The sequence below is a fragment of the Streptomyces sp. NPDC001406 genome (assembly GCF_042895285.1).
In the GTDB taxonomy this organism is placed as follows: Bacteria; Actinomycetota; Actinomycetes; order Streptomycetales; family Streptomycetaceae; genus Streptomyces.
The window spans coordinates 37,045-62,205 of record NZ_JBIAWG010000004.1 but is presented as its reverse complement, the minus strand read 5'-3'; the positions used below and the strand labels follow the sequence as shown (position 1 = coordinate 62,205).

The 25,161-nt window shown below is 71.4% G+C and carries 22 protein-coding genes and 1 pseudogene; 11 read left to right on the top strand and 12 right to left on the bottom strand.

Annotated elements, in window-relative coordinates; genetic code table 11:
* Positions 1-249 precede the first annotated feature (249 nt).
* Together ACFY1J_RS10515 and ACFY1J_RS10510 are read left to right on the top strand one after the other, a co-directional pair.
* Positions 250-693 (top strand): VOC family protein, encoded by a 444-nt coding sequence (locus tag ACFY1J_RS10515; protein ID WP_390706187.1) that lies wholly within the window; start codon positions 250-252, stop codon positions 691-693.
* Positions 694-769: 76 nt separating this feature from the next.
* Positions 770-2,257: a dihydrolipoyl dehydrogenase family protein gene (locus ACFY1J_RS10510; protein WP_390706188.1), complete on the top strand. Its 1,488-nt coding sequence runs from the start codon at positions 770-772 to the stop codon at positions 2,255-2,257.
* Between the two features lie 64 nt (positions 2,258-2,321).
* Here ACFY1J_RS10510 and ACFY1J_RS10505 read toward each other — a convergent pair whose 3' ends face one another.
* The 6 genes and pseudogenes from ACFY1J_RS10505 to ACFY1J_RS10480 form a co-directional block, all read right to left on the bottom strand.
* The gene (locus tag ACFY1J_RS10505) at positions 2,322-3,200 is read right to left on the bottom strand and encodes a sugar phosphate isomerase/epimerase family protein (protein ID WP_390706189.1); all 879 of its coding nucleotides are present in this window, start codon (positions 3,198-3,200) and stop codon (positions 2,322-2,324) included.
* Positions 3,197-3,655: pseudogene (locus ACFY1J_RS10500) on the bottom strand (Gfo/Idh/MocA family oxidoreductase); the annotation flags it as partial. The gene ACFY1J_RS10505 and the pseudogene ACFY1J_RS10500, both read right to left, overlap by 4 nt.
* Before the next feature lie 70 nt (positions 3,656-3,725).
* Entirely contained in the window at positions 3,726-5,828 is a 2,103-nt protein-coding gene (gene ligA / locus ACFY1J_RS10495) for an NAD-dependent DNA ligase LigA (RefSeq protein ID WP_390706190.1), read from the bottom strand.
* Positions 5,829-6,253: 425 nt separating this feature from the next.
* Positions 6,254-7,267: a VOC family protein gene (locus tag ACFY1J_RS10490; protein ID WP_390706191.1), complete on the bottom strand. Its 1,014-nt coding sequence runs from the start codon at positions 7,265-7,267 to the stop codon at positions 6,254-6,256.
* Entirely contained in the window at positions 7,264-8,109 is an 846-nt protein-coding gene (locus ACFY1J_RS10485) for an alpha/beta fold hydrolase (RefSeq protein WP_390706265.1), read from the bottom strand. The genes ACFY1J_RS10490 and ACFY1J_RS10485 overlap by 4 nt, the downstream gene beginning before the upstream one ends.
* A 35-nt stretch (positions 8,110-8,144) precedes the next feature.
* Positions 8,145-9,743: a bifunctional 3-(3-hydroxy-phenyl)propionate/3-hydroxycinnamic acid hydroxylase gene (locus tag ACFY1J_RS10480; protein ID WP_390706192.1), complete on the bottom strand. Its 1,599-nt coding sequence runs from the start codon at positions 9,741-9,743 to the stop codon at positions 8,145-8,147.
* Between the two features lie 122 nt (positions 9,744-9,865).
* On the opposite strand from ACFY1J_RS10480, the gene ACFY1J_RS10475 reads away from it, so the two are divergent.
* Genes ACFY1J_RS10475 through ACFY1J_RS10465 form a run of 3 tightly spaced genes read left to right on the top strand, consistent with a single transcriptional unit; the run spans position 9,866 to position 12,381 of the window.
* Positions 9,866-10,501 carry a TetR/AcrR family transcriptional regulator gene (locus tag ACFY1J_RS10475; RefSeq protein ID WP_390706193.1) on the top strand — a complete coding sequence of 212 codons (636 nt, stop codon included), beginning with the start codon at positions 9,866-9,868 and terminating at the stop codon, positions 10,499-10,501.
* Complete coding sequence (locus tag ACFY1J_RS10470) at positions 10,498-11,286, top strand: 2-keto-4-pentenoate hydratase (protein ID WP_390706194.1); 789 nt, start codon at positions 10,498-10,500, stop codon at positions 11,284-11,286. The genes ACFY1J_RS10475 and ACFY1J_RS10470 overlap by 4 nt, the downstream gene beginning before the upstream one ends.
* Positions 11,287-11,334: 48 nt before the next feature.
* Entirely contained in the window at positions 11,335-12,381 is a 1,047-nt protein-coding gene (locus ACFY1J_RS10465) for an amidohydrolase family protein (protein WP_390706195.1), read from the top strand.
* A 43-nt stretch (positions 12,382-12,424) separates the two neighbouring features.
* Here ACFY1J_RS10465 and dmpG read toward each other — a convergent pair whose 3' ends face one another.
* The 3 genes from dmpG to ACFY1J_RS10450 are packed head-to-tail and all read right to left on the bottom strand — an operon-like array spanning position 12,425 to position 15,203.
* A complete protein-coding gene (dmpG, locus tag ACFY1J_RS10460; RefSeq protein WP_390731037.1) occupies positions 12,425-13,444 on the bottom strand; it encodes a 4-hydroxy-2-oxovalerate aldolase in 1,020 nt (339 codons plus the stop codon).
* Positions 13,441-14,385, bottom strand: a complete 945-nt coding sequence (locus ACFY1J_RS10455; protein WP_390706197.1) for an acetaldehyde dehydrogenase (acetylating) — start codon at positions 14,383-14,385, stop codon at positions 13,441-13,443. Before ACFY1J_RS10455 ends, dmpG begins: the two co-directional genes overlap by 4 nt.
* On the bottom strand, positions 14,382-15,203 hold the full coding sequence (locus ACFY1J_RS10450; protein WP_390706266.1) for a 2-keto-4-pentenoate hydratase: 822 nt from the start codon (positions 15,201-15,203) through the stop codon (positions 14,382-14,384). Before ACFY1J_RS10450 ends, ACFY1J_RS10455 begins: the two co-directional genes overlap by 4 nt.
* A gap of 137 nt (positions 15,204-15,340) precedes the next feature.
* Here ACFY1J_RS10450 and ACFY1J_RS10445 point away from each other — a divergent pair, with 137 nt between their 5' ends.
* The 3 genes from ACFY1J_RS10445 to ACFY1J_RS10435 all read left to right on the top strand — a co-directional run bounded on the left by ACFY1J_RS10445 (position 15,341) and on the right by ACFY1J_RS10435 (position 17,590).
* The gene (locus tag ACFY1J_RS10445) at positions 15,341-16,066 is read left to right on the top strand and encodes an IclR family transcriptional regulator (RefSeq protein WP_390706267.1); all 726 of its coding nucleotides are present in this window, start codon (positions 15,341-15,343) and stop codon (positions 16,064-16,066) included.
* 129 nt (positions 16,067-16,195) lie between these two features.
* Positions 16,196-16,639 (top strand): universal stress protein, encoded by a 444-nt coding sequence (locus ACFY1J_RS10440; protein WP_390706198.1) that lies wholly within the window; start codon positions 16,196-16,198, stop codon positions 16,637-16,639.
* A gap of 87 nt (positions 16,640-16,726) precedes the next feature.
* Complete coding sequence (locus tag ACFY1J_RS10435; protein ID WP_390706199.1) at positions 16,727-17,590, top strand: pyridoxamine 5'-phosphate oxidase family protein; 864 nt, start codon at positions 16,727-16,729, stop codon at positions 17,588-17,590.
* Positions 17,591-17,601: 11 nt separating this feature from the next.
* On the opposite strand, the gene ACFY1J_RS10430 is transcribed toward ACFY1J_RS10435, so the two are convergent.
* A complete protein-coding gene (locus ACFY1J_RS10430; protein ID WP_390706200.1) occupies positions 17,602-18,330 on the bottom strand; it encodes a CBS domain-containing protein in 729 nt (242 codons plus the stop codon).
* A 298-nt stretch (positions 18,331-18,628) separates the two neighbouring features.
* Between ACFY1J_RS10430 and ACFY1J_RS10425 the strand changes: the two genes are divergently transcribed.
* From ACFY1J_RS10425 to ACFY1J_RS10415, 3 genes are all read left to right on the top strand, one after another.
* Positions 18,629-19,531: a universal stress protein gene (locus tag ACFY1J_RS10425; protein ID WP_390731215.1), complete on the top strand. Its 903-nt coding sequence runs from the start codon at positions 18,629-18,631 to the stop codon at positions 19,529-19,531.
* Between the two features lie 46 nt (positions 19,532-19,577).
* On the top strand, positions 19,578-20,468 hold the full coding sequence (locus ACFY1J_RS10420; protein WP_390731036.1) for a universal stress protein: 891 nt from the start codon (positions 19,578-19,580) through the stop codon (positions 20,466-20,468).
* A gap of 66 nt (positions 20,469-20,534) precedes the next feature.
* Positions 20,535-21,536: an Acg family FMN-binding oxidoreductase gene (locus ACFY1J_RS10415; RefSeq protein WP_390706202.1), complete on the top strand. Its 1,002-nt coding sequence runs from the start codon at positions 20,535-20,537 to the stop codon at positions 21,534-21,536.
* Positions 21,537-21,559: 23 nt separating this feature from the next.
* Here the strand turns inward: ACFY1J_RS10415 and ACFY1J_RS10410 are convergent, their stop codons facing one another.
* Together ACFY1J_RS10410 and ACFY1J_RS10405 are read right to left on the bottom strand one after the other, a co-directional pair.
* Positions 21,560-22,540 carry a GerMN domain-containing protein gene (locus ACFY1J_RS10410; RefSeq protein ID WP_390731035.1) on the bottom strand — a complete coding sequence of 327 codons (981 nt, stop codon included), beginning with the start codon at positions 22,538-22,540 and terminating at the stop codon, positions 21,560-21,562.
* Positions 22,541-22,664: 124 nt separating this feature from the next.
* Positions 22,665-25,115: a SpoIIE family protein phosphatase gene (locus ACFY1J_RS10405; RefSeq protein WP_390706204.1), complete on the bottom strand. Its 2,451-nt coding sequence runs from the start codon at positions 25,113-25,115 to the stop codon at positions 22,665-22,667.
* Between the last annotated feature and the right edge of the window lie 46 nt (positions 25,116-25,161).

The following is a 25,161-nucleotide window of genomic DNA, read 5'->3' as shown; positions in this document are numbered from 1 at the left end:
CGCCGACCAGCGACGGCACCCGCGTAACCGGAGGAGCCGCGCAGGGCCCGGACGTGTGTGTGCCGCCGGGCCGACGCCGCGGACCGGCCTGCCCAAAGACCCCCCGGTGGGTACAGGCCCCCGCCCGCACCGCTCGCCGGACCGGCCGACCCGCGCGACAATGAGCAGGTGTCGTGGTGCCCGGTGCGGCCCACTACTGCGCGGGCTTCGGCGGGCCCAGCCGCCGCGTGTCCAAGGGAGCGGTCATCGATGGACATGAAGTTCGAGGTCGTGGTGATTCCGGTCGCCGACGTCGACCGGGCCAAGGGCTTCTATCAGGCGCTCGGATGGCGTCTCGACGCCGATTTCCCCGGCGAGGACGGCTTCCGGGTCGTGCAGTTCACCCCGCCCGGCTCGCAGGCGTCGGTCATCTTCGGCAAGGGCGTCACCGCGGCGGAACCGGGTTCCCTGCAGAACCTGTATCTCGTCGTCACCGACATCGACGCGGCCCGTGCCGAACTCGTCGACCGCGGGGCCGCTGTGTCCGAGGTGTTCCATGACGCCGGCGGGATCTTCCATCACAGCGGATCCGAGAAGCGCGTAGTCGGCCGCGCACCGGCACCGGGCGACTACGGCTCGTTCGCCACGTTCAGTGACCCCGACGGCAACACCTGGTTCCTGCAGGAGGTCAGGACCAAGGCACCTGGACGTTGACCGTGCCCACGACAGAGGTCCCGCAGCGTACGGGCCGGGGAGCGGAACCGCCTGCGGAGGACGCCGGAGGAGCTACATGAGTGCAGCCGTGGACCCCGAGCGGACCGAATGGGACGTGATCGTTCTGGGCGCCGCCGCCGCCGGGGAGAACGCCGCCCAGTACGCCACGCAGTTCTCGGGCCTGGACGCGGTGCTGGTCGAGGCGGAGCTGGTCGGCGGTGAGTGCTCGTACTGGGCGTGCATGCCCAGCAAGGCGCTGCTGCGGCCCGGCGAGATGCTGGAGAACTCCCGGCACGTGCCGGGAGTGGCCTCCCTGATCGCCCGACGCGGGTTGGACGTGTCCGCGGTCCTGGCCCGCCGGGACCGGGTCGTCAACGGACTCGACGACAGCTCGCAGGTCCAGTGGGCCCTGAACACCGGCATCGACGTGATCCGCGGCTACGGACGGCTCGACGGTGAGCGCACCCTGCGGGTCACCGTTGCCGGTGGCGACGAGCGCACCCTGGCCGCACGGCACGCCGTGGTGATCGACACCGGCTCGTGCACGGCGGTGCCGCCCCTTCCCGGTCTGGCCGACGCCCGGGCCTGGACCTCGCGCGACGTCACCAATCTGCACGAGGTGCCGCGCAGCGTGGTGATCCTGGGCGGCGGTGTGGTCGCCTGCGAGTCCGCCACCTGGCTGCAGTCCCTCGGTGTCGAGGTGACCGTCGTCTACCGCGGGACGGGTCTGATCCGCCGCGTCGAGCCCTTCGCCGGCCGGATGGTCGGGGACCGGCTGCGGGAGGCCGGGGTGAAGCTGGTCCCCGGCCGGTCGGTGAGCTCGGTGTCCCGGAAGAACCCGCGGGACACGGGAGTCGGCATGGTGCACGGCGGACCGGTCACCGTGGTGCTCGACGACAACGGCGAGATCACGGCGGACGAACTGGTGCTCGCCACCGGGCGCACCCCCAACACCCAGGACATCGGGCTGTCCACCGTCGGTCTGCCCGACGGCGGCTTCCTCACCGTCGACGACGAACAGGCCGTACAGGGCGTGGACGGTCAGTGGCTCTATGCCATCGGTGACGTCTGTGGGCGCGCGCTGCTCACGCACATGGGCAAGTACCAGGCGCGGATCGCCGGTGAGGTGATCGCGGCGCGCGCCCAGGGACGCATGCCCGCAGACCCGCTGAACACCGCGGACGGTCACCGCGGCAATCCGCAAGTGACGTTCACCGAACCGGAGGTGGGCTCGGCAGGCCTGACCGAGCAGCAGGCCCGCGCGGCGGGCCTCGACGTCGAGACCGTCGAGTACGACATGGCCGGCCTCGCCGGTACCTACGTGATGCGCGAGGACTATGTCGGCCGCGCCAAACTGGTCGTCGACCGGGCCACGGACACCATCGTGGGGGCGACCTTCGTGGGGTCCGGCATCGCGGACCTCGTGCACTCCGCGACGGTGGCCATCGTGGCGCGCGTACCGCTGTCCGTGCTGTGGCACGTCGTCCCGAGCTATCCGACGGCCGCCGAGGTCTGGCTGCGCCTGCTGGAGGGACTGCGCGCCCAACGCCACGCCGCGTCGTGACGGCCGGCCCACGGCAACCGGGCACCACCGTGGTGCTCGCCCTCGTCGAGGACGGACACCACGGTCAGTACCGCTGGGCGGCGGGGAGTTCCTTGGTGATGCGGTCGAGCATGAACGCCGAGGACTCGTGGGCGCGTTCCTCCCAGGCGAAGACGCACGCGGTGGCGACGCCGTCGAAGTCCAGCTCGCGCAGCGTGCCGAAGAACGCGTCCCAGTCGACCTCGCCCTGGCCGATGTCCAGGTGCTGGTGGATACGGGCCGCGGTGCCGGGCGGGTTGAGGATGTAGCGCAGGCCGGAGGAGCCCTTGTGGATGAAGGAGTCGGCGATGTGGACGTGCTGGAGCTTGTCTCCCGCGTAGTGCAGCATCGCCGCGATGTCGGCCGTGGGGTCGGCGCCCGACAGGTGGAAGGAGTGGGGCGCACAGTAGAGGTAGTTCACCCAGGGCTTGTTGATGGCGCGGACGAGGTCGACCGCCGGGGTGTTCTCCTCGCAGAAGTCGTCCGGATGTGCCTCCAGGTTGAGGGCGATGCCCTCCCGCTCGAAGAGCGGCAGGAGTTCCTCCAGCGAGCGCCAGAAGGCGGCCTCGCTCTCGGCGGCGCGCTCGGGGCGGCCGTTGAACTCCGAGTTCATCAGCGGGCATCCGAGGTCGGCGGTGATCTCGATCATGCGCTTCCAGTAGCGGACGGCGGCCTGCCGCTCGGTCTCGTCCGGTGAGGACCACTTGTAGAGGGGCAGCACCGAGGACAGCTGGACGCCGTGCGTGCGCAGGGACTTCTTCAGCTCGGTGATGCGCCCGTCGTCGGCGCGCGGATGCAGGAAGAACGGCATGAAGTCGTCGCGCGGGGACAACTCGATGTACTGATAGCCGAGTTCGGCCACCGTGCGGACCATGTCGTCCAGCGACAGGGCGCGGAACATGTACGGGTCGAGGGCGATTTTCATGCGGTGCCTCCATAGAAGGCAGGGCGGGGCTTCATGTCGACGGCGACGACCGTGCCGTCGGACTCCAGCGAGCGGACGGCGGCGTCGGTGATGACGGTGGCCGCGTAGCCGTCCCAGGCGGACGGGCCGGTGGGCTCGGCCCCCGCCGCCACAGCGCCGATCCACTCGCGGAACTCGGTGTCGAAGGCCTCGGCGAACCGGGCCTTCCAGTCCTGGAGTACGGCGGCTTCGAGCCGGCCCGCGGTGCGCACGCCCACGGTTGCCGGGTCGGGCAGCCGGACCAGGCCCTCCTCGCCGACGGTCTCGCACTGGATGTCGTAGCCGTACTGGCAGTTGACGAAGGCCTCCAGGTCGATGCGGACGCCGCCGGCCGTCTCGAAGTACATGATCTGGGGGTCCTTGAGGTGCTCGAACCGCTTGCTCGTGGCGCGCGGGGTGACCACCTGGGCGGAGAGGTTAGTCAGGACGTTCCAACAAGGCGCCCCGAGATGGAGGAGCGCCGACAGACAGGGGCGGGTGTCGAGGTCAGTCGAGGTGGTCGGCGACCAGTACCGCGAACTCGTCGGGTGTGGCGAGGCGGATGCCGAGGTCTTCGGCCTTGGCCCGCTTGGAACCGGCGTTTTCGCCGGCGACCACCAGGCTGGTCTTCTTGGAGACGCTGGAGGACGAACGGCCGCCTGCCCGCTCGATGAGTTCATTCATCTGATTGCGGCTCAACCGCTCCAGCGGCCCGGTCATCGCGCCGGTGACCACGACTGTCATCCCGGCGAGCGGACCGGCGGCGGGAGCGTCGGTTGTGGCAGCGTCGGTCGTGGCAGCGCCGGTCTCCGTGTCGGCTTCGGCGCTCGGCGGGGGAGTGGCGCCGGGTTCGGTCATGTTCACCCCGGCCGCGGCCAGCTTGTCGATCAGCGGGGCGAGTTCGGCCAGTTCCGCGACGATGGACGGCGCCTTCTCGGTGCCGATGCCCTCGACCTGTTGCAGCGCGTCGGCGTCGGCGGTGCGGATGTTGTCCATGGTGGCGAAGTGCCGGGCGATGCGTCGCGACATGGACCGGCCCGTGCCGCGGACGCCGAGTGCGCACAGTACCCGGGACAGCGGCCGCGTCCTGGCCGTGGCCAGGGCGGCCAGCAGGTTGTCAGTGCTCGTCTCGCCCATGCGATCCAGCGCGAGGAGCTGGTCGCGGGTGAGCGTGAACAGGTCGGCGAGATCGCTGACCAGACCGGCCTCGACGAGCTGCACGATGCGGGTGGTGCCAAGGCCCTCGATGTCGAGCTGGTCGCGGCCCACGGCGTAGGAGAGGGAGGCGACGAGATGACAGTTGCGGCCCTGCTCGCAGCGCCAGCGTTCCTGGCTGGTGTCGATCCCCGATCCACAGCGCGGACACGCCTCGGGGAACGCGATCGGCTCCTCGGCGCCGGTGCGCAGATGGGCAACAGGGGCTTCGACGCGGGGGATCACGTCGCCGGCGCGGTGGACCATGACATGGTCGCCCAGACGCAGATCACGGCGCGTGATGTCGGCCGGATTGTGGAGCGTCGCGTAGGTGATGGTGGAGCCGTCGATCTCCACCGGTTCCAGGACGGCGCGCGGGGCGATGATGCCGGTGCGGCCCACGTTCCACTCCACCTCCAGCAGCCGGGTGATCTTCTCGACGGCGGGCAGCTTGTAGGCGATCGCCCAGCGCGGGGCCCGCGAACCGTTTCCGGCGGCCTCCTGATCGGCGGCCAGATCCGCCTTGATGACGATGCCGTCGATACCGAAGGGCAGTTGGGCGCGCAGGGCGGCGATCTCCTGTACCCGGACCAGCACCTCGTCGGTGGTGGCCGTGGTGCCGGGCACCGCGGTGCCGGCGGTGGTGTGCACACCGAGCGTGGCGGCCAGCGCCATCAGCTCACTGTGGGCGAGGCCGTCCAGCCGTGTGGCGAAAGCGGGGTCGGTGTCGGGCAGCGGCAGCAGGCCGTAGCCGAAGAACGTCATCGCCACCGCGTATGCGCGGTCCTTGGCGCGCAGCGTGCCCGCCGCCGCGCCGCGGGCGTTGGCGAACGGCTGTCCGCCGTGCGCGGTGCGCGCCGTGTTGGCCTCCTCGAACTGCGCGCCGGTCATGAGGACTTCGCCCCGCACTTCCACGCTGACCGGTTCGGACAAGGTGGCGGGCAGCCCCTCGAGGGTGCCTATCGCGTGCGAGACGTCTTCGCCGGCCGTCCCGTCGCCACGGGTGATCAGCCGGGTCAGCCGGCCCTGGGTGTAGCGGGCCGCGACGGCGAGTCCGTCGAGCTTCGGCTCGATGCTGAATCGTTCCGCCTCATGGCCGATCCGGCGCGCCAGCGAGGCAGCCCACGCGGCGAACTGCTCCGGCGAGAACACGTTGTCCAGGCTCAGCATCGCCACCGTGTGGAGCACATCGCCCTCGGCCGCACCGCCGGCGACCTTCCCGGTCGGCGAGTCGGGCAGCACCTGGTCGGGATGCTCGGCCTCCCACGCGGCGATGCCCCGTACGAGCTTGTCGTAGGCGTCGTCGTCCAGGGGCGAGGCGCCGCCCGCGTAGTAGGCGGCAGCGGCCTTCACCGCGTCCTCGACCGCCTGCGCGTAGGCGGCGGCATCAACGATCTGCGCAATCGGTGTCGTCATGCCGGTCATCCTGCCTGCCACCACTGACAATGCCACCCTGGGAACTCACCACGTTCCTCTTCCCCACCACTTGGGAGGCAGAGGGTCCGCCGGGGCCGAGGTCGGCTGATCCGGGTGCAGTCCGAGCCGTCGTAGGGCATCCGCGCGGATGCGGACGGCGATCGTGCCGTACCAGTGCCCGTCGGGCTGCTTTCCGCACATGTGGTCGATCCGCACGTCCGACCCGGAAAAGGGCCACCAGTCGATGCCCCGGTCCCGCAGTCAATCCGCCACGAGCCGCGTCGGGCGTGGGCAGCCGGTGACGTTCTCGTAGCTGGACAAGGTGAGCCACTCGGAGGTGTGTTCGGACATATATGCATCATGCAGCACGGCCATGGCGGGGGACAGTGAATTGCCCGGACCCGCCAGGCAGCGCGAGGGACCGATCAGTCGTCGGGGATGCCGGCGCCGCTGAGCGCGGGGACGGTGTTCTCCGGGTGGGTGAGTGAGCGGGCCGCGAGACGGAACTGGTCGAGTTTGTCGATGATCGTCTGGCCGACTGGGGTGTGGCCCCAGATGCTGATGCCCTGGTGGGTGGTGGGCTGCCAGGTGCTCTCGTCGACGACGATCGGGTTCCAGCCGACTTCCCACTCGAAGCCCGAAGGGGTGCGGGCGTAGTAGGAGAGTTCCTTGTCGTTGGTGTGCCGGCCCACGGACAGGGCCATGTCGAAGCCGAGTTCATGCACCCGCTGATAGCCGCGGGCGAGGTCGTCGAGCGTGGCGACCTGGACGTTGAGGTGCTGGACCCGGGTGCGGACGGGATCGACGGGCAGGCCGCGGACGGCCGCGACGGCGATGGAGTGGTGGCGTTCGTTGACGCGCAGGAAGCGGATCTTGAGCTTGACGCCGCTGATGGTCTCGTCGATGTAGTCGGTGAGGCGGGCGTCGAAGACCGTGTTGAAGTAGCCGCGCAGCTGCGTCGGTCTGGTGGATGTGATCGCGACGTGGCCCATGCCGGAGTCGCCCGTGACGAAGCCGGAGGCCGTCATGCGCAGCGGTTCCGGTGACAACCGGGGCGTGGTGTAGATCTCCTGGGTGATGCCCTTGGGACCGGGGAAGCGCAGCAGGCGTTCGACGCCGCGCAGGGCGGCCTCCTCGGCGGTGCCCTCGACGCAGGGGACGCCGTGCGCGCGGACGCGGGCTTCGATCCGCTCGAAGGCGGTGTGGTCGTCCACGTGCCAGCCGGTCGTCACGACGTCCTCGGCCGGGCCCCGCCGGAGCAGGAAACGGCACTCCTGCTCGTCCAGGCGGAAGCGCATGACACCGGAGTCGAGCTCGTCGCGGTGCATGCCGATGGCATCGGTGCCGAAGCGGCGCCAGTCGGAGAAGTGACGGGTCTCGATGACGAGGTAACCGAGATGGACCGCGCCGAAGACCGAGTGACTACCTGGTGGGTTCATCGCCGGCCTGCCAGGAAGTCGGCGCAGAGCCGGTTGAAGAGCTCCGCGCGTTCGAACTGCACCCAGTGACCGGTGTTGGCGACCAGGTACAGGTCGCAGTTGGGCATGCGCTCGGCCAGCGTACGGCCGCCGCCGGGCCGGTTGACCTTGTCCGCGGCGCCCCACAGCACCAGCGTGGGGACGGGCAGCCGGGACAGGCGGTCGTCGCGGGTGAAGTCCATCTTCCACAGGGTGCGCAGGGCGTTCGGGCCGGACGGACGGCGCAGCGGCGGGGCCGCGACGACCTCCGGGTCGATGCTGTCCCGGTAACGCGCGTCGATGACGCTGTCCGGTACGTCGGCGGCGTTGAAGACGAGGTAGTTGCGGATGAACTTCTCCAGCTTCAGCCGCGAAGGGCCGTCCCCGGAGTAGTAGTTGAGCAGGCTGGTGAGACCCGGGGTGGGCAGGGCGCGGGTGGTGCCGACGCCACCGGGGCCCATGAGGACCATGCGGTCGACCCGGTCGGGGGTGTCCAGGGCGAGGCGCAGGGCGCAGGAGCCACCGTAGGAGTTGCCCACCAAGTGAGCCTTGTCCAGGCCGAGTCGATCCAGTACGCCGCGGATTCCGTCGGCGAGGTGGCCGAACGGGTCGGTGCCGTCGACCCCCTTGGTGCTGCGGCCGTAGCCCGGCAGGTCGGGGACGATGACCCGGTACTCCTTGGCCAACGAGGCGATGTTCCGGGCGTAGTTGGAGACGCCGGAGGCTCCCGGGCCGCCGCCGTGCAGCAGCAGGAGGGGCGGGCCGTCGCCGGTCTCCGCGACGAAGATCTTCTTGCCCGCTGAGTCGAGCAGCGACTCCCGCATCGGCGGAAGTTCGGTGTGCGTGGTCACGGTGGTCCTCACGGGGTGGTCGAGGCGGTCGGGCGGGGCACCGGGTTGAACCCAGCTGGGGGCGGGGGCAGTTGGGCGCCGGTGGACGCTGCCGCGTAGACGTAGGCGTCCGGGCGCAGGGCGAGAGTGGTCACCCGCCGCTCGTTCATCCAGGGCAGCAGGACGCCGTCGCTGTCGACGACCGTGCCCTCGGCAGGCCGGGAGCCGACCGGGGTGACGGTGAGCGCAGCGACACCCAGGCGTTCCCACGCGGGCTGCGCCACGGGGAAGCCACCGTGCAGGAGCAGCCACCGGCCGCCGAGCACATCGTCCAGGCGGACGCGGTTGCCGTCGGGTCCGGTCACCCGGGGCTGCGGTATCTGGTGCCCGGACGCCTTGGTGCGCGGCCGCGCCTGCAGGCCCTGGGCGTACTGCGCAACGGGTATCCAGCTCGACGCCTGCAGCCAGTTGCCGAAGCCGGGGAGGCGGTCGAGGGTCCGCAGGGCGGTGTTGCGGATCCGGGTGACCGGGATCCGTCGTTCGGTGATCATCCGCCCGACGAACACCGCCCGCCTGGTGACCTCCTTGACGTGCGGCTTCCGTTCGGCCTCGTAACTGTCGAGCACCGCCTCGGGCAACTCGCCCCGCAGCACCGCGTCGAGCTTCCAGCACAGATTGGCCACGTCCCGTACCCCGGCGGCCATGCCCTGCCCGATCCACGGCGGCATCGCGTGGGCGGCGTCGCCGGCGAGGAAGACCCGGCCCACCCGGAAGCGGCCGGCGAATCGGACGTGGTGGCTGTAGACGGTGGCGCGCAGCACCTTGATGTTGTCCCGCCCGATCCCGTACCGGGACACCAGCTCGTACACCGCGTCATCCGTGACCAGGTAGTTTTCGTCGTCGCCCGGCAGGATCGGGAACTCCCAGCGGTGGTGACCGAGCGGGGTCGGGCAGTCCACGGCCGGCCGGGCCGGATCGCAGCGGAAGCGCAGCTTGTCGTGGTCGGGCCAGGGCTTGAGCATCTCGGTGTCGACGACCACCCAGCGGTCCTCGTACGTCCGCCCCTCGTAGCCCACGTTCAGCTGGGCGCGAGTGAGGCTGGAGCCGCCGTCGGCCGCGATGACGTAGGCCGCACGCAGCCGCCGTACGGAGTCGTCGGCGCCGACCACGGTGAGCTCGACGCCGTCCGCGTCCTGGTGCAGGCGCAGGCACTCGTGCCGCAGCAGCACCTCCACATCGGGGTAGCGGTCGACCCCGTCACGCAGGACCTGCTCCAGCGCCGGCTGGTAGATGAACATCTGCGGCGGGTGCCCGTGGCCGCGAGGGACGGGGCGCACCCGGACGAACCGGCGGCCGTTCGCGTCGACGAAGTCCAGGGGGCGCTCGGCCAGCATGTCCTGCTTCAGCCGCTCGGCCAGGCCGATGCGCTGCCAGATCCGTACGACCTCTTCGTCGGTGGAGATGGCCCGCGCGCGGGAGAAGACCTCCGCGTCGCGCTCCACCACCACGACCCTGAGGCCCATGGCTCCCAGCAGGTTGGCCGCGGTCACTCCCGTCGGCCCGTAACCGATCACCGCAACGTCATACGCGTCGTTCCCGGCTCTGTCCCTGGCATTGATCCGGCTCACCGAGCCACCTCACTGTCGTCCCTGTCGGCTCTTGCTGTAGCGACCATTCCAATTGGAACAGCCGCTACGGTAAGCTCGGTGCCGGAGACGGTCAAGGGCAGGTACGACGGGAGGGCCAACCGATGACCAGGGCACAGACGACGCGCAAGAAGCGCGCCAACGGGGTGGAGTCACGGCAGCGAATCCTGGACGCCGCCGTGGAGATCGCCGGAGAACGTGGCTACGAGGGCACCTCGATCGCGGCGGTCAGCGCCAAGTGCGGGCTGCCCGCCAGCTCGATCTACTGGCACTTCAAGGACAAGGACGACCTGATCGCCGCGGTCATCGAGCGGAGCTTCGAGACCTGGCTGACGGCCGTCGTACTGCCGGGCGAGGAGACCGGTACGCCGCTGGAGCGGGCCACCGCCATGGCGGCGAACGTGGCGAGGTCGCTGGTCGACGCCCCGGACTTTCTGCGCCTCGGCCTGATGCTCGCCCTGGAGCGGCGCCCCGTCGAACCCCGGGGCCGGACCGTGTTCCTCCAGGTCCGCGCCATCGCCCGCGAGAAGATCATCGAAATGATCCGGACCCTCACCCCGGACCTGGACGAGAACGACGCACACACCCTCGCGGACTACGCGGTCGCCGGGGCCGACGGTCTGTTCATCAAGCGGGAGATCAGCGGCGGCGACACGTTCGACCTCGTGGCGATGTTCGAACTCCATGCGCGCTTGATCTACGAGGCGGCCCTGCGCATGACCGCGCGGAGCGAAGAATGATCCTGACGGACCGTCAACGCCAAGAGGCTGCCGCGCTGTTGCGCCGCGCCGAGCACCACGCGGCACCGATCGAGCCGCTGTCGGCCCTGCTGCCCGGCCTCGACCTGGCCGACGCCTACGCCGTCCAGCGGCACAACATCGCCCGCCGCCAGGCCGACGGAGCCACCGTCATCGGCCACAAGATCGGCCTCACCTCGACCGCGATGCAGCAACTCCTCGGCGTCACCGAGCCCGACTTCGGCCATCTGCTGGACGACATGGTCCACCGGGACGGCGCGCCTGTCTTCGCACATCACTACTGCCGGCCTCGCGTCGAACCGGAGATCTGCTTCCGGCTCTCCCACCCCCTGCGCGGCCCGGGCGTCACCGGTGACGACGTGCTGGCCGCCACCGACGCGGTCGCCCCGGCCCTGGAGATCGTCGACAGCCGCATCCGCGACTGGAACATCACCCTCGTGGACACGGTCGCCGACAACGCGAGCTCCGGAGGCCTTGTCCATGGCCCCTGGACCCCCCTCGGCGAGGCACCCGACCTCGCCTGCGTCACCGTCCGACTCCTCGTCGACGGCGAGCCCGTCGCGTCGGGCAGCGGCCGCGATGTGCTGGGCCATCCGGCCGCCGCCGTCGCCTGGCTGGCCAACACCCTCGCGCGGTACGACACCGCCCTGGAGCCCGGACAGGTCGTCCTGCCGGGCGCCATGACCACCGCCCCCTTCGTCGGCGCGGGCCAGAAGATCGAGGCGCGCTTCAGCGGCCTGGGTCCGGTCTCGGTGACCTTCGTCTGACACCTGCCCGAACCCCCGCACCCACCAAGAGAGCCAAGAGGTCACCGCATGCCCGCCTCACCTCGCCGGATCGACGTCCACCAGCACCTCGTCCCACCGCTGTACCGCGACCTGCTGGCGAGGGCGGGCATCACCGAGGCGGGCGGCCGCGCCCTGCCGGAGTGGAGTCCCGAGGGGGCACTGGACGTGATGGACCTGCTGGGCGCCACCACGGGCATCGTCTCCGTCTCCACCCCCGGCACCGGCTTCCTCACCGATCCGGACGAGGCCAGTGACCTGGCGCGTCGCCTCAACGACTACTGCGCCGCCCTCACCGCCGACTACCCCGGCCGCTTCGGCTACTTCGCCACCCTGCCGATGCCCGACATCCCCGCCTCCGCCGCCGAGGCCCGGCGGGCCCTCGACGAGTTGGGTGCCGACGGAGTCACCCTGCTCGCCAACAGCCAGGGCACTTATCTGGGCAGCGGCGGCCAGGAGGAGCTGTGGCGGACACTGGACGAGCGGGCCGCGGTCGTTCTCGTCCATCCCGCCGAACTGCCCGCACCGGCTGTGGACGGCATCCCGCCGTTCGCCGCCGACTTCCTGCTCGACACCACCAGGGCCGCCTACCTCCTCGTACGCAACGGCATCGTCCGGCGCCACCCGAACATCCGGTTCATCCTCAGCCACGCCGGCGGCTTCGTGCCCTACGCCTCCCATCGCATGGCCGTCTCCATCGCCGGCGGCAGCGGCCGCAGCCCTCTGGACGTCCTGGACGACTTCCGCGCCTTCTACTTCGACACCGCCCTGTCCTCCAGCCCGGCCGCACTGCCCACGCTGCTCGCCTTCGCCCGCCCCGGCCACATCCTCTTCGGCAGCGACTGGCCCTTCGCCCCCACGGCCGCCGGCCAGTACTTCGCCAACGGCCTCGACACCGGCGTCGATCCCGCCACCCTCGCGGCCGTCAACCGCACCAATGCCGAAGCCCTGTTCCCGCGCCTGGCCACAGCCCCCGCCCCGACTCCGGCCCGCCCGGCCCCGATACGCCTGCGGCAGGCCGCCCGGAGGACCGGCGCACGCCTCCTCTTCAAGCTGGTGCAGCCCGGCACCCGGTGAGACGAGTGACGGCCGGGCGCGCCCTCGCGCGCCCGGCCCTCGATCAGGAGGTGGTCTCCGCGCGGGCCACCAGATCCAGCGCGACGTCCGTGATCATGTCCTCCTGGCCGCCGACCATCCCCCGCCGGCCGACCTCGACCAGGATGCTGCGGGTGTCGAGCCCGTAGCGCGCGGCGGCGCTCTCGGCGTGGCGCAGGAAGCTGGAGTACACGCCCGCGTAGCCGAGGCTCAGCGTCTCCCGGTCCACCCGCACCTCACGGTCCTGCAGCGGTCGTACGAGATCGTCGGCCGCGTCCATGAGCGGGAACAGCTCGCAGCCGTGCTCCCAGCCCATCAGGTCGGCGACCGCGACGAACGCTTCCAGAGGGCAGTTGCCCGCCCCCGCGCCCTGGCCGGCGAGGGAGGCGTCGACCCGGATCGCGCCGCTCTCCACGGCGACGACCGTGTTGGCGACGCCGAGGGCGAGATTGTGGTGGGCGTGGATGCCGAGTTGGGTGGCCGGGTCCAGGACGTCCCGGTAGGCGCGGAAGCGGTCGCGTACGCCGTCCATGGTCAGCCTGCCGCCGGAGTCGGTGACGTACACGCAGTGGGCGCCGTAGGACTCCATCAGCTTGGCCTGGCGGGCCAGTTCGGCGGGCTCGGCCATATGGGACATCATCAGGAACCCGGCGACGTCCAGGCCCAGCTCCCGGGCGGCGGCGATGTGCTGGGCGGAGATGTCGGCCTCGGTGCAGTGGGTGGCGACGCGCACCGAGCGGATGCCCAGGGCGTGCGCCTGCTTGAGGTCATGGACCGTTCCGATGCCGGGCAGCAGCAGCGTCGTGGGAACCGCATGCCGTACGACTTCGGTGACGGCCTCGATCCACTCCCAGTCGGTGTGGGCACCGACGCCGTAGTTGATGCTGGAGCCGGCCAGACCGTCACCGTGGGCGATCTCGACGGCGGACACGCCGGCGGTGTCCAGGGCGGCGGCGATGGCCCGGGCCTGGCCGAGGGTGTAGCGGTGCCGGACGGCGTGCATGCCGTCCCGCAGGGTGACGTCCTGGACGTACAGAGCGGTCACTTGGCACCGTCCTTGCTGTGCTGCGCGGCCATGCGTTCGGCGGTGCGCAGTGCGGCCGAGGTCATGATGTCGAGGTTTCCGGCGTAGGCCGGGAGATAGTGTGCGGCGCCCTCGACCTCCAGGAAGACGGACACCTTGAGGGCCTCACCGGCCCCGGGCGCGAGGGCGCGCAGGGGATCGTCGTCCCGCACACGGTCGTACTGCACCTTCTGCTTCAGCCGGTAGCCCGGCACATACGCCTGGACGCGGCCGACCATCGCCTCGACCGACGCCGTGACGGCCTCGGTGGCGCAGTCGGACACCAGGCAGTGCACGGTGTCCCGCATGATCAGCGGGGGTTCGGCCGGGTTGAGGACGATGATCGCCTTGCCCCGGGCGGCACCGCCGACCTGCTCGATGGCCGCGCGGGTGGTCTCGGTGAACTCGTCGATGTTCGCCCGGGTGCCCGGCCCGGCGGAGCGGGAGGCGATCGAGGCGACGATCTCGCCGTAGTGGACCGGGGTGACGGCGCCGACCGCCGCGACGACGGGGATCGTGGCCTGGCCGCCGCAGGTGACCATGTTGACGTTCGGGGCGTCGAGGTGGGTGTCGCCGTTGACCGGCGGCACCACGTACGGTCCGAGCGCGGCCGGGGTGAGGTCGACGAGGGTGCGGCCCAGCGGGCGCAGCACCTCGTCGTGGTGGCGGTGGGCCCCGGCGGAGGTGGCGTCGAAGACGATCTCCACGTCGGCGAACTCGTCCAGCCCGATGAGCCCTTCGACCCCCTCGTGGGTGGTGGCGACCTTCAGCCGGCGAGCGCGGGCCAGGCCCTCGGAGTCCGGGTCGATACCGGCCATCGCCGTGACGTCGAGGCTCTCCGACCGGCGCAGAATCTTGATCAGGAGGTCGGTGCCGATATTGCCGGACCCGATGACGGCGACCTTGGTACGCGAGGTGCTCACTGGTCGTCCCCTTGTGCCGCGAACCCGACCCGCACGGAGCCCAGGCCCGAGACGTGCGCCTCGAACACGTCACCGGGCGCGGCCGGAGCCATCGGGCCCAGTGCCCCGGTCAGCACGAGATCGCCCGCCCGCAGGGGATCCCCCCGCTCCGCGAGCGCCGAGGCCAGCCAGGCCGCCGCGACGAGGGGACTGCCGAGGCATTCGGCGCCGGTGCCCTCCGAGACGGTGCGCCCGCCGCGGGTCATGGTCATCGTCACGGCGCGCAGGTCGACGCCGGTGAGCGGTACGGGTGTGGCGCCCAGGACGTACAGGCCGCAGGAGGCGTTGTCGGCGACGGTGTCGACCAGGGAGATGTCCCACCCGCGCACCCGGCTGTCGACGATCTCCAGGGCGGGCAGCGCGAAGTCCACCGCACGCAGCACGTCGACGACGGTGCACTCGCGGTGCGGCAGATCCCGGCAGAGCACCAGCGCGACCTCGGCCTCGACCTTGGGCTGCAGCAGCCGCCCGGCGGGGACGGCGCCGCCGTCGGGCACGGCCATGTCGGCGAACAGCGCACCGAAGTCGGGCTGATCCACGCCCAGTTGGCGCTGTACGGCCGGAGAGGTCAGGCCGATCTTCCGGCCCACGACCCGGCGTCCCGCGTCCTGGCCACGCCGGACGTTCAGCTGCTGCACGGCGTACGCGCTCTCCAGGTCGTCGTCGAACAGGGTCCGCACCGGCGGGCAGGCCGCCCCGGTGCGGGCGGCCTCGGCCAGCATGTCCGCGGCCTTGACCACGGCCGGTGGAACCGCGTCCGGACGGACGCGGTCGAGCATCGTCGACACGGGTTACCTCCCGAGGGGAAACAGATGGGGGAGCGGGGACCTGCGCCCCGGCATGTACACCGATATAGACAGCACCCTTTCCATCGGACAATGTTTGTTCCGTGACACGGAACAACGCGGCAGGCGGCATGCTGCAAAAGGCAGCCGTCATCCTTGAGTGCTTCAGTCCGAGTGGCGGTCCGTTCCGTCTGTCGGAACTATCGGAGCACACCGGCCTTCCCAAGCCGACGGTGCACCGGCTGGCGGCGGACCTCGTCCGGCTGGGCTGGCTGGAGCGGTCCGGTGCGCACTACCGGCTCGGCGCGAAGCTCTTCGAGCTCGGTTCGCTCGTGCCGCGCCGACGCGATCTGCGCGAAGCCGCCCTGCCGTTCCTGCAGGACCTGTTCGAAGCCACCCGCGAGACCGTCCATCTCGGCGTCCGCGAGGGCATGGAGGTGGTCTACCTCGAACGCATCCACGGCCACGAGGCACTCCAGCTGCCCTCCCGCATCGGCGGCAGCCTCCCGCTCACCTGCACCGGCGTGGGCAAGGCCCTGCTGGCCTTCTCCGGCTCGGAGCTCACGGAGGAGGTGCTCTCCCGTCCGCTGCCGAGCCTCACACCGCACTCGATCACCGATCCCGTACGGCTCCGCCTGGCCCTGGAGAAGACCCAGGTGTCGGGCCTCGCCTACGAGGAGCAGGAGGCCGCACTGGGCGTGAGCTGCATCGCCGCCCCCGTGTTCGCCAAGGACGCCACGGTGGTGGCCGCCCTCTCGGTGGCCGTGCCACGCCCACGCTTCAGCCCCGCCCAACTGGCCCCCGCGGTGCGTACGGCGGCTCTGGGGCTGTCCCGGGTTCTGCGCGGGGGTGGCTGAGCGGCTCCTCCACCGTGCCGAGCAGAAGCCCTGCCGGCACCCGTATGCCATGCCCCGGCCCTCTCCTCATGGCGCGCCGGGAAAGAGTGGCGCAGCGTGGAGGGTAGGACCACAGAAGAGGTGAGACACATGGACACCGATGCCTCGAAGCCTCGTGTCGTCGTGGGCGTCGACGGGTCGCCGTCCTCGAACGACGCGCTGCGGTGGGCCGTCCGCTACGCCGGCCTCATCGGCGCCGACGTCGACGTCGTGTCCGCGTGGGACCTGCCGGGCGGGCGCGTGTGGATGGCCCCGGCCATCGACGCCACCCTCGACGAGGAGAACGCCCGGCGAGGGTTTGCCGAGGAGCTGAGGGACGTGCTCGGTGACGAGGCCGCCGACGCCGTCAGGACCCACCTGGTGCAGGGCAACCCCGTCGACGTGCTGCTCAGGGCGGCCGAGGGCGCCGAGGTCCTGGTCGTCGGCAGTCATGGGCGAGGCGGCTTCGCACGGGCCCTGCTCGGCTCCGTCAGCCAGCATGTCGCACAGCACGCGAACTGCCCTGTCGTGATCATCCGTGAAGGAGTCTCGTGACCTACCGGCAGAGCATTCCGTCCGTGCGGCGGTGTGCTGCCCATGGCACGTTGGATACAGCGGCACTGTGCGGAAAGGGCGGCGGTCATGCGAGCACACCTCGGCGATCTACTCGTCATCGAAAGTCCGACGACCGGCGCCGCCCGACGTGACGGCGAGATCGTCGGACTCCACCACGAGGACGGAACGCCTCCCTACGACGTGCGTTGGTCGGACACCGATGAGGTGACGCTCGTGTTTCCCGGGCCCGACGCTCATGTCCGGCACGTCGAGGACGAGTCCGGTCGCGCCCAGCCGGGGCGCGGACCCAACCCCGGTGACATCGGACGACGCGTGGCCGCCGAACGCAGGCGGCAGGGGATGAGCCGGACCGAAACGGCCCGCCGCGCCGCGATGGCGCCCGACTATCTGGCCTACCTGGAGGAACACGCGGCCGACCCGACCGTGGCCACCCTGATCCGCCTGGCCGCCGCGCTGGGCACCAGCGTGGAAGCCCTGCGCGGGGGCGGCATGGAACTTCCTCCCGGCCGGGGCATGGCGCTTCTGCACCCTCAGCTGCTGCAGCTCAGCCCCGACGAATGCCGTGCCCGGCTTTCCACCCACGGCATCGGACGGATCGCGGTGACGACACCCGACGGCCCGGCGGTCGTCCCGGTCAACTACGTGGTCGTCGACGACTTGATCGTCTTTCGCACGGCGCCCGACTCGGTGCCCGCGGCGGCCGTGGGGAAGGAGGTCGCCTTCGAGATCGACCATGTGGACGAGGCCCTGAGCCAGGGCTGGAGCGTGCTCGCCGTCGGCCCGGCCCAGGTGGTCACGGACCCCGGCACCGTACGGCGGCTCAGCGAGGCCGCCTACGCCGGCTCATGGGCCGGCGGCCGGCGTGACATGTGGGTGTCGATCCAGCCGGCGCGGCTCACAGGCCGTCGTATCGGTACCGCCGGTATGTGAGCCGCCGCGCTTCACAGCCTGCGCAGCCAGTCGTCGGCCAGGCCGTGCAGGGCCTGTTCGGCGGGCTGGAGCCGGGTGTCGTCGAGTCGGTAGGTCAGGTGGTCGACGACGTCCACGACACCGTCGACGCGGCGTGTCATGCCGACCGCGATGGGGATGTCGCTGCGCCGTTCCATCCGGCCGCTGAGGGTGACCACACCGTTGAGGGCGGTGGCCTCGATGGTGTGCGGGGCGAGCCAGAGCGTGTTGACGAAGACCTCCTGGCGCACGTCGCGCTGGATCGCACTGTCGCTGCGCAGGAAGACCTGCAGCAGGTCGCGGCGGGTGACGATGCCGACGAGCCGGTCCTCCTCGTCGACGACGGGCAGCCGCTCGATGCGGTGCTCGGTCATCAGCCGTGCCGCCTCGGGGACGGTGGCGTCGGCCCGCACGGTGATCGCGGGGGCGGACATCGCCCCGCCGGCCGTGCGCGCCCGACTCTTGGCGGCGCGTTCCCGTACGGAGTGGCTGAGGCGGTGTGCCAGGGCGGCGAAGGTGCCGTGGGACCCGGTCGGGCGCGTCTGGTGGAGCATGAGATCGGTCTCGGAGATGACGCCGATGACCTTGTGGTCGTCGTCGATCACCGGGAGCCCGCTGATGCGGTGCTCGCCGAGCAGCCGGACGACTTCCTTGAAGGGCGTGCCGTGGACCGCCGTGACGACGTCGACGGTCATGAGAGCGCCGATCTTCGTGGGCTTCATGGCTGAACCTCCTGTCTGCCGTCAGCCAACGGTGCCTGTACCCACGCGTCCTGGATGACGGTCGTCGCAAACTCCCCGCGAAGGGCTTCGCCTTCAGCCTCCGGCGCCGGCCGTCGAGCGCACATGGGCTGAGCGGGCACGGCGCCGGGCCGAGAGGCCCTCAGGACACCTCCGCCCGGCCGTCGCCCAGGACGTGGGCCGGATGGTCCCGGGTGAGGCCCTGGCGGCCCCTGGCCGCCCGGTGACGGTGAGGTGAGGCTGGTAGTGCGAACCTGGCCCAACACCTGGAGTTGTCATGATGCTTCCGCCCGTCGTCGTAGGGGTGGACGGATCCCCCGAAAGCCTTGCCGCCGCACAATGGGCGGCCCGCGAGGCCGTACGCAGCGACCGTTCGCTGCGTCTGGTCCATGCCTGGAACCGCCACCCGCGCCCGCGGGACGGTGAGATCGAGAACGCCGCACGGAGGCATCTCGCACGCCGTGTCCTGCGTGAGGCGGAGGACGGGGTGCGCGCCGCGTGTCCCGAGGTCCGGCTGTACGACGAACTGGTCGAGGGGCCGGCGGTCGAGCGGCTGCGGGAGGCGGCCGAGGGGGCCGAACTGCTCGTGCTGGGGTCGCGGGGGCTGAGCGGTTTCACCGGGTTCCTGGTGGGTTCGGTCGCGGCGGGGGTGGTGGCGCGGGCGACGCGGCCGGTGGTTCTGGTGCGGGCCGGCGAGGACACGGCGGACGAGCATCTGCCCACCCCGGACGGCAGCGCCTCGACGACGACCGGTCACCGGGACGTGGTGCTGGGTATCGACCTGAGCGAGCCGTGCGACGAGGTCATCGACTTCGCCTTCGAGGCGGCGCGGCTGCGGCGGGCCCGGCTGAGGGCGGTGCACGCCTGGCAGCCGCCGGGGCCGCTGGGCCGGGGCGAGGGGGACATCGGGCTGGTCGACGATCCGCGGCGGGCCGAGGAGTGGCTCGGCTTCCTCCGGGCGGTGCTGGAGGTGTGGCGCGACAAGTATCCCGAGGTGGAAGTTCTGGAGACGGTGGTCGAGGACAAGCCGGCGAACGCGCTGCTGCGCGCGGCGACCGGGGCGAGCCTCCTGGTCGTGGGACACCACCTCGCGCAGCGGCGGATCGGCCCGCGCACCGGGCCCACCACCCACTCCGCCATCCAGCACGTCCACTGCCCCGTGGCCGTCGTGCCCTACTGGTGAGGGCGCGCGAGGACCACACCACGGAACCGGTGAGGAGGTGGAGGTCATGAAGAGGCCGGTGGTGGCCGGAGTGGACGGTTCACGCGAGAGCCTCGCCGCGGCCGACTGGGCGGCCAGGGAAGCGCTGCGACGAGGGGTGCCGCTGCGACTGGTGCACGCCTGGGAAGGGCTGCCCGAGGACGACCGCGATGCGGGCCTGCCCGAGGTGCGGGCACCGCAGTACCACGCACGACGCGTGCTGCGCGCAGCACTGGACCGGCTGAACGAGCGCTACCCACAGCTGTACATGGCCGCCGAACCGCTAGGCAGGCAGCCCGGTCCCGCGCTGATCGCCGAGGCGGACGACGCCGAGCTGCTGGTCATCGGCAGCCAGGGCCTCGCCGGCGTCGGCGGGTTCCTGTCCGGCTCGGTCGCCATGGCCACCGTGGCCCACGCCGAGCGACCGGTCGTCCTTGTGCGGGCCGGTGAGACGCCGGCGGACGAGCATCTGCCGGACGGCTCGTGCAGGGCGTCCACGCGTACGCCGTACCGTGACGTCGTCGCCGCGGTGGACGGGCCGTGCGACGACCTCCTGGATTTCGCCTTCCGTGCCGCCGAGCTCCGGAACGCGTCGCTGGAGGCCGTGCACGCCTGGCACGTGCCGCTCGGCCGGATCGGCCCCGGCAACGGGGAACGTGACCGCATCCGGGAGGAGGCGGCACGCGAGCTCACGGCACTGCTCGCGCCGTGGCGCGCGAAGTACCCCTCCGTGCGGGTCCGGGAGACGCTCCACGAGGGCCGTGCCGTCCATGTGGTCACGCGGGCCGCCGAGGGTGCCGGGCTGCTGGTGGTGGGCCGACGCAGGCGCCGTATCGCCGTCGGGTCGCACACCGGACCCGTGGCCCACGCACTCATCCACCACGTGCAACGGCCGGTCGCGCTCGTGCCGCACGACTGACGAGGCAACCAGGCCGGTGCGATGGCGCACATAAGGGTACATAGCTGGAGAAGGGCGTTACAGGTCATGTCCGTCGGCTGCACACACTCCCGTTACGCGTCCGGCTATCTGGTCCGGGCGGCCGTCTCCGCGCCTTCGGTGTACAACACCCAGCCGTGGGCCTTCGTCATGGACGACGACGGCAAGGGCCTCGAACTGCACACGGACCCGGCGCGACGCCTCCTGGTCCGCGATCCCCACGGCCGTGAAATGGTCGTCAGTTGCGGCGCCGCGCTCTTCAACGTCCGACTGGCCATGCGGCACCTGGGGTTCAACCCGGTCGTCGAGACCTTCCCCTGCCCCGCCGACCCCACCTACCTCGCCCGGGTGATGTGGGGCGCGTATGTCCGTCCGGGCCTCGACGAGCAGGATCTGTTCGAAGCACTGCGCCTGCGGCACAGCGCACGCGGACCGTTCCTGCCGGACCCGCTGCCCGCCACGCTCGCCGACGAGCTGGGCCGAGAGGCCAGGCGGGAGGGCGCCACGCTGCACTGGATCGACGACAGCACAGGCCGGCGGGAGCTGTCCCAGATGGTCCGGGCCGCCGAGGACGTGCACAGGACGGATCCGGCGCATGCAGCCGAACAGGCCGGATGGACCTGGCGACTCGCCCGGGCGCGCCGTGACGGTATTCCGGTCGGTACGGATGTGCACCACCCGGACTGCGTCCCGTTCGCCGGACGGGACTACGCCGACCTCACCCGGATGTTCCCCACACCTCCGCGGCGGTGGACCGGACGCTCGGGACGGGTGGCCGTACTCAGCACGGACCGCGACGACCGCTCGGCCTGGCTGCGGGCCGGCCAGGCACTCGAACGGGTCCTGCTGCACGCCGCCGCCCAGGACGTGATGGCGGCCTTCCACACCCAGCCATTGGAGATCGACCCGCTGCGGGTGCGGATCCGGCGGACACTGAGCGGGGGCGCGTTCCCGCAGATGATCCTCCGTCTGGGGTATGTGCCCTACGTACGCTCTCTGCCGCGGCGCCCGGTGACCGACGTACTCGCCTGGGAAGCCCGGACCTCCTGACCCTGCCCCCGTGGCCACCGCCTTCAGCGGTTCACGGTCAGCGGCACCGTGTCGACGGTGACGGGCCTGCCGTTCTTCGGCGAGACGTAGTACGCGGTGAGCAGGCCGGGTCCGGAGCGCACTGCCTTGTACGGGAACGACACGTCGAAGGTCCCACGCGTCCCCGTGCCGGACGTGGCCCGGACCAGCACGTCGGCAGCGGTACGCCCGGAGGCGTCGGTCAGCTTCAGCCGGAACTCGGCCTCGAAGGTGTCGGCGCTTCCCCGCACCCGCAGGGGGCTGTGGATGCCGTCACCGATGAGCGGGGACTCGACCAGCACGGCGGGCGAGACGTCCTCGAAGTCCGCCCGCCCCACCGGTCCGTTGAGGACGATGCCTTCGCCGCCGAAGGACGAGACCGGCCTGCCGTCGAGCTCGAAGCGGACCTTGTCGATGCCTGGGTAGCGGGTCACGGTGAACACGACCTGGGCCAGCCGCGCCCGCAGGGAGAGGGCGCCTCCGTCGTCGTCGTACCTGCTGGAGAGGTCCACGGTCGCGACGTGGTCGTGGACCGCGATCGAGTGCAGGGCCGTGCCCGACGGTATGGCCGTGGTGCGGTGATGCAGGCGTTCGTAGCGGCTGGGGCCGGCCAGGAGCGCGCGGACGGCCCCGGTGGCCGTGGCGGGGGCGGGCACGGTGCGGGGGGCGGGCGACATGTGCTCGCCGTTCAGGAAGTACACGCTCGTCGAGATCTGGTGTTCGGTGGCCGTCGGCGAGCCGCTTCCCGAAGCCCCGGGAGCGGTCGGCGACGCGCTGGCGGTCCCGGACGGAGCCGGTGTGCCCGAGGTCCCGCCCGACGTTCCTGATCCGACGGTGGACTGTCCGGGGCGTGTCGAAGCCTCCGGCCCGGCCGTACCGCCTCCCGTGCCGCAGGCGCCGACGGCGAGAAGCGGCAGGGCCAGGGCCGCGGTGAGCATCAGCGGGCGGCGCCCACGGGGACGCGAGGCCGGGGTTTCGCTGTTCATGGCTGCCTCCTCCGACGCTCTCAGCAAAACGCGTCGGGCGGCGGGCTCACAGGGACCGGACGGCACCGGTCCGGGGCCGAACGGCGGGCCGGGGAGGGTCGTTCGACGGTGACGGTGCCTGCCGTCATGCCCGCTTGCCGGGAAGTTCGATCTCTGCCCAGATGGTCTTCCCGTTCGTATGGTGCCGTGTGCCCCAGCGCTGGGCGAACTGGGCGACGAGCAGCAGGCCGCGGCCGCCCTCGTCGAACGTGCGGGCGCGTCGCAGGTGCGGGGCGGTGCTGGTGCCGTCGGACACCTCGCAGATGAGGGTGCTGTCGCGGATCAGACGCAGCTGGATGGGCGACTGCCCGTAGCGGATCGCGTTCGTGACGAGCTCGCTGACCACCAGTTCGGCCGTGAAGGCCACATCCGGCAGATGCCACGCGCTCAGCCGGGCCAGGACCTCCGCGCGGGCACCTGGGACCGCGGCCGGGTCGGAGGGCAGGTCCCATGTGGCCACCTGACTCGCGTCGAGGGCCCGGGTGCGGGCGACCAGCAGGGCGACGTCGTCCTGCGGCTGTGCGGGGAGCAGGGTGTGGATCACGCTGTCGCAGACGGCCTCCAGCGATTCGGCGGGCTGCTCAAGACACCTGCGCAGCAGCGCGAGGCCGGTGCCCAGGTCGTGCTCGCGGCCTTGCACCAGGCCGTCGGTGTAGAGGGCGAGGAGGCTGCCCGGGGGCAGGTCCCACTCGACGGTTTCGAAGGGCAGCCCGCCCACACCCAGGGGAGGGCCGGGAGGCAGTTCGACGAGGTCGACTGTGCCGTCCGTCGTGACGACGGCGGGCGGCGGGTGGCCCGCGGAGGCGGCCGCACACCGGCGCGAGACCGGGTCGTAGATCACGTACAGGCAGGTGGCGACGAAATCGGTGGGCATCTCCAGGTCGGACGCGTCCTCCTCGCTGCCGTCCTGCTGTGCCGCGATGTGGATGACCAGGTCGTCAAGATGCGTGAGGAGCTCGTCGGCGGGAAGGTCGACGTCGGCCAGCGTGCGTACCGCGGTCCGCAGGCGCCCCATGGTCGCGGAGGCCTGCAGGCCGTGTCCCACCACGTCTCCGACGACCAGTGCGACCCGGGCGCCCGACAGCGGGATCACGTCGAACCAGTCCCCGCCCAGCCCCGCACGCGTGCGGGCCGGAAGGTAGCGGTAGGCCACCTCGACCGCTTCCTGGGCGGCCAGCCGACGGGGGAGCAGGCTGCGCTGCAGGGCCAGGGCGGTGTTGCGTTCGAGGGTGTAGCGCCGGGCGTTGTCCACGGCCACGGCGGCCCGTGCGCCGATCTCCTCGGCGAGCAGGAGGTCGTCCTCCTCGAAGGGGTGCTGGCGCCGATGGCGGACGAGGACCGCCACACCGAGGGTGATCCCGCGGGCACGCAGCGGAATGACCATCAGCGAGTGGATACCGAACGCGCGGACGATTCCCGCCCGCTCGGGGTCGGCCTCCTGCCAGCTCCTGACGGTTTCGTCGATGGTGCGGTGCAGCGAGGGCCGGCCGGTGGCCAGGCAGCGGACGGGCGGCGCGGACTGCGGGTATTCGTCCACGTCCCCGGGCCGGATCAGCGCCTCGGGCACACCGGGCAGGACGGACTGCTGCGCCACCCGGCGCAGGGCGACGGTGCCCGAGAAGGAGGGCGCCGGCTCGATGCCGTGAAAGACGCCGTCCAGCAGGTCGATGGTGACGAAGTCGGCGAGCCGGCCCACCGCCACGTCGGCCATCTCCTGGGCCGTCCGCGTCACGTCCAGCGTGCTGCCCACCTGTGTGCTGACGTCGTTCAGCAGCGCGAGCCGCTCCCGGGCCAGGTGCTGCTCGGTGACGTCCAGCGCGGACAGCTCCACGTGCCGTATCTGCCCCGCCGGGGCCCTGAGCGGGGACACGGTGATGGACCAGACCCGCTCGCGGGCCTGTGGCCGGGTCTTGCCGCGCACATGGAACCGTTCGGGTTCTCCGGTCACGAACACGCGCCGCATGCCGTCCTCGACCGCCCGGCAGATGTGGGGCGGCAGGAGGTCGGTGACACGCCGACCGCGCATCTGCTCCTCGCTCAGGCCGAGCTCGCGTGTGGCGCCGGCGGTCGCCCGCACCGCCCGCAGAGAGGAGTCGTACACCATCACGGGCAGATGGCACTGCGCGAACGCTTCCTCCGCCGTCGCCAGGTCCGACGGCACCTGCTCAGGTGGTGTCGCCACGACGAGCTGCTGGGAGCGGCCCTTGCCGTCGAAGGACGGATACGCGTGCAGTTGTACTTCCACGGGCCGGCCGTCCCGGTGGCGGAGCAGGGTCGTCCTGCTCTGCCCGCCGAGAGCGGCGTGCAGGCCCTTCTCGACGTCGGCGCCCGAGCCCAGAAGACGGTGCACGGGGCGGCCCACGACCTCCTGGCGCGGGTAGCCGAGCAGACGCTCCGCACCCGCGCTCCAGTCGGTGACGATCCCCTGCGCGTCGACGACCGCGGTGGCTGGGGCGGCAGCCTCCGGGAGCGCTTCGGAGCCGCTGCCGCGTGGGGTGGCACCGTGCATGTCGATCATCGCCCAATCTGCCCCCATGGACACCCTGACCGCGGGGAGAACGCGGCGGCCGAGGCCACCGGGC

What these genes read in the sequence shown, in the direction of transcription:
- ACFY1J_RS10415 (WP_390706202.1), top strand. Translation starts at nt 20,535, where the DNA reads ATGTCCGTCGGCTGCACACACTCCCGTTACGCGTCCGGCTATCTGGTC.
- ACFY1J_RS10475 (WP_390706193.1), top strand. Translation starts at nt 9,866, where the DNA reads ATGACCAGGGCACAGACGACGCGCAAGAAGCGCGCCAACGGGGTGGAG.
- ACFY1J_RS10405 (WP_390706204.1), bottom strand. Translation starts at nt 25,115, where the DNA reads ATGGGGGCAGATTGGGCGATGATCGACATGCACGGTGCCACCCCACGC.
- ACFY1J_RS10420 (WP_390731036.1), top strand. Translation starts at nt 19,578, where the DNA reads ATGAAGAGGCCGGTGGTGGCCGGAGTGGACGGTTCACGCGAGAGCCTC.
- ACFY1J_RS10410 (WP_390731035.1), bottom strand. Translation starts at nt 22,540, where the DNA reads ATGAACAGCGAAACCCCGGCCTCGCGTCCCCGTGGGCGCCGCCCGCTG.
- ACFY1J_RS10440 (WP_390706198.1), top strand. Translation starts at nt 16,196, where the DNA reads ATGGACACCGATGCCTCGAAGCCTCGTGTCGTCGTGGGCGTCGACGGG.
- ACFY1J_RS10470 (WP_390706194.1), top strand. Translation starts at nt 10,498, where the DNA reads ATGATCCTGACGGACCGTCAACGCCAAGAGGCTGCCGCGCTGTTGCGC.
- ACFY1J_RS10465 (WP_390706195.1), top strand. Translation starts at nt 11,335, where the DNA reads ATGCCCGCCTCACCTCGCCGGATCGACGTCCACCAGCACCTCGTCCCA.
- ACFY1J_RS10425 (WP_390731215.1), top strand. Translation starts at nt 18,629, where the DNA reads ATGCTTCCGCCCGTCGTCGTAGGGGTGGACGGATCCCCCGAAAGCCTT.
- ACFY1J_RS10430 (WP_390706200.1), bottom strand. Translation starts at nt 18,330, where the DNA reads ATGAAGCCCACGAAGATCGGCGCTCTCATGACCGTCGACGTCGTCACG.
- ligA (WP_390706190.1), bottom strand. Translation starts at nt 5,828, where the DNA reads ATGACGACACCGATTGCGCAGATCGTTGATGCCGCCGCCTACGCGCAG.
- ACFY1J_RS10515 (WP_390706187.1), top strand. Translation starts at nt 250, where the DNA reads ATGGACATGAAGTTCGAGGTCGTGGTGATTCCGGTCGCCGACGTCGAC.
- ACFY1J_RS10445 (WP_390706267.1), top strand. Translation starts at nt 15,341, where the DNA reads ATGCTGCAAAAGGCAGCCGTCATCCTTGAGTGCTTCAGTCCGAGTGGC.
- ACFY1J_RS10485 (WP_390706265.1), bottom strand. Translation starts at nt 8,109, where the DNA reads ATGCGGGAGTCGCTGCTCGACTCAGCGGGCAAGAAGATCTTCGTCGCG.
- ACFY1J_RS10490 (WP_390706191.1), bottom strand. Translation starts at nt 7,267, where the DNA reads ATGAACCCACCAGGTAGTCACTCGGTCTTCGGCGCGGTCCATCTCGGT.
- ACFY1J_RS10450 (WP_390706266.1), bottom strand. Translation starts at nt 15,203, where the DNA reads ATGCTCGACCGCGTCCGTCCGGACGCGGTTCCACCGGCCGTGGTCAAG.
- ACFY1J_RS10510 (WP_390706188.1), top strand. Translation starts at nt 770, where the DNA reads ATGAGTGCAGCCGTGGACCCCGAGCGGACCGAATGGGACGTGATCGTT.
- ACFY1J_RS10435 (WP_390706199.1), top strand. Translation starts at nt 16,727, where the DNA reads ATGCGAGCACACCTCGGCGATCTACTCGTCATCGAAAGTCCGACGACC.
- ACFY1J_RS10505 (WP_390706189.1), bottom strand. Translation starts at nt 3,200, where the DNA reads ATGAAAATCGCCCTCGACCCGTACATGTTCCGCGCCCTGTCGCTGGAC.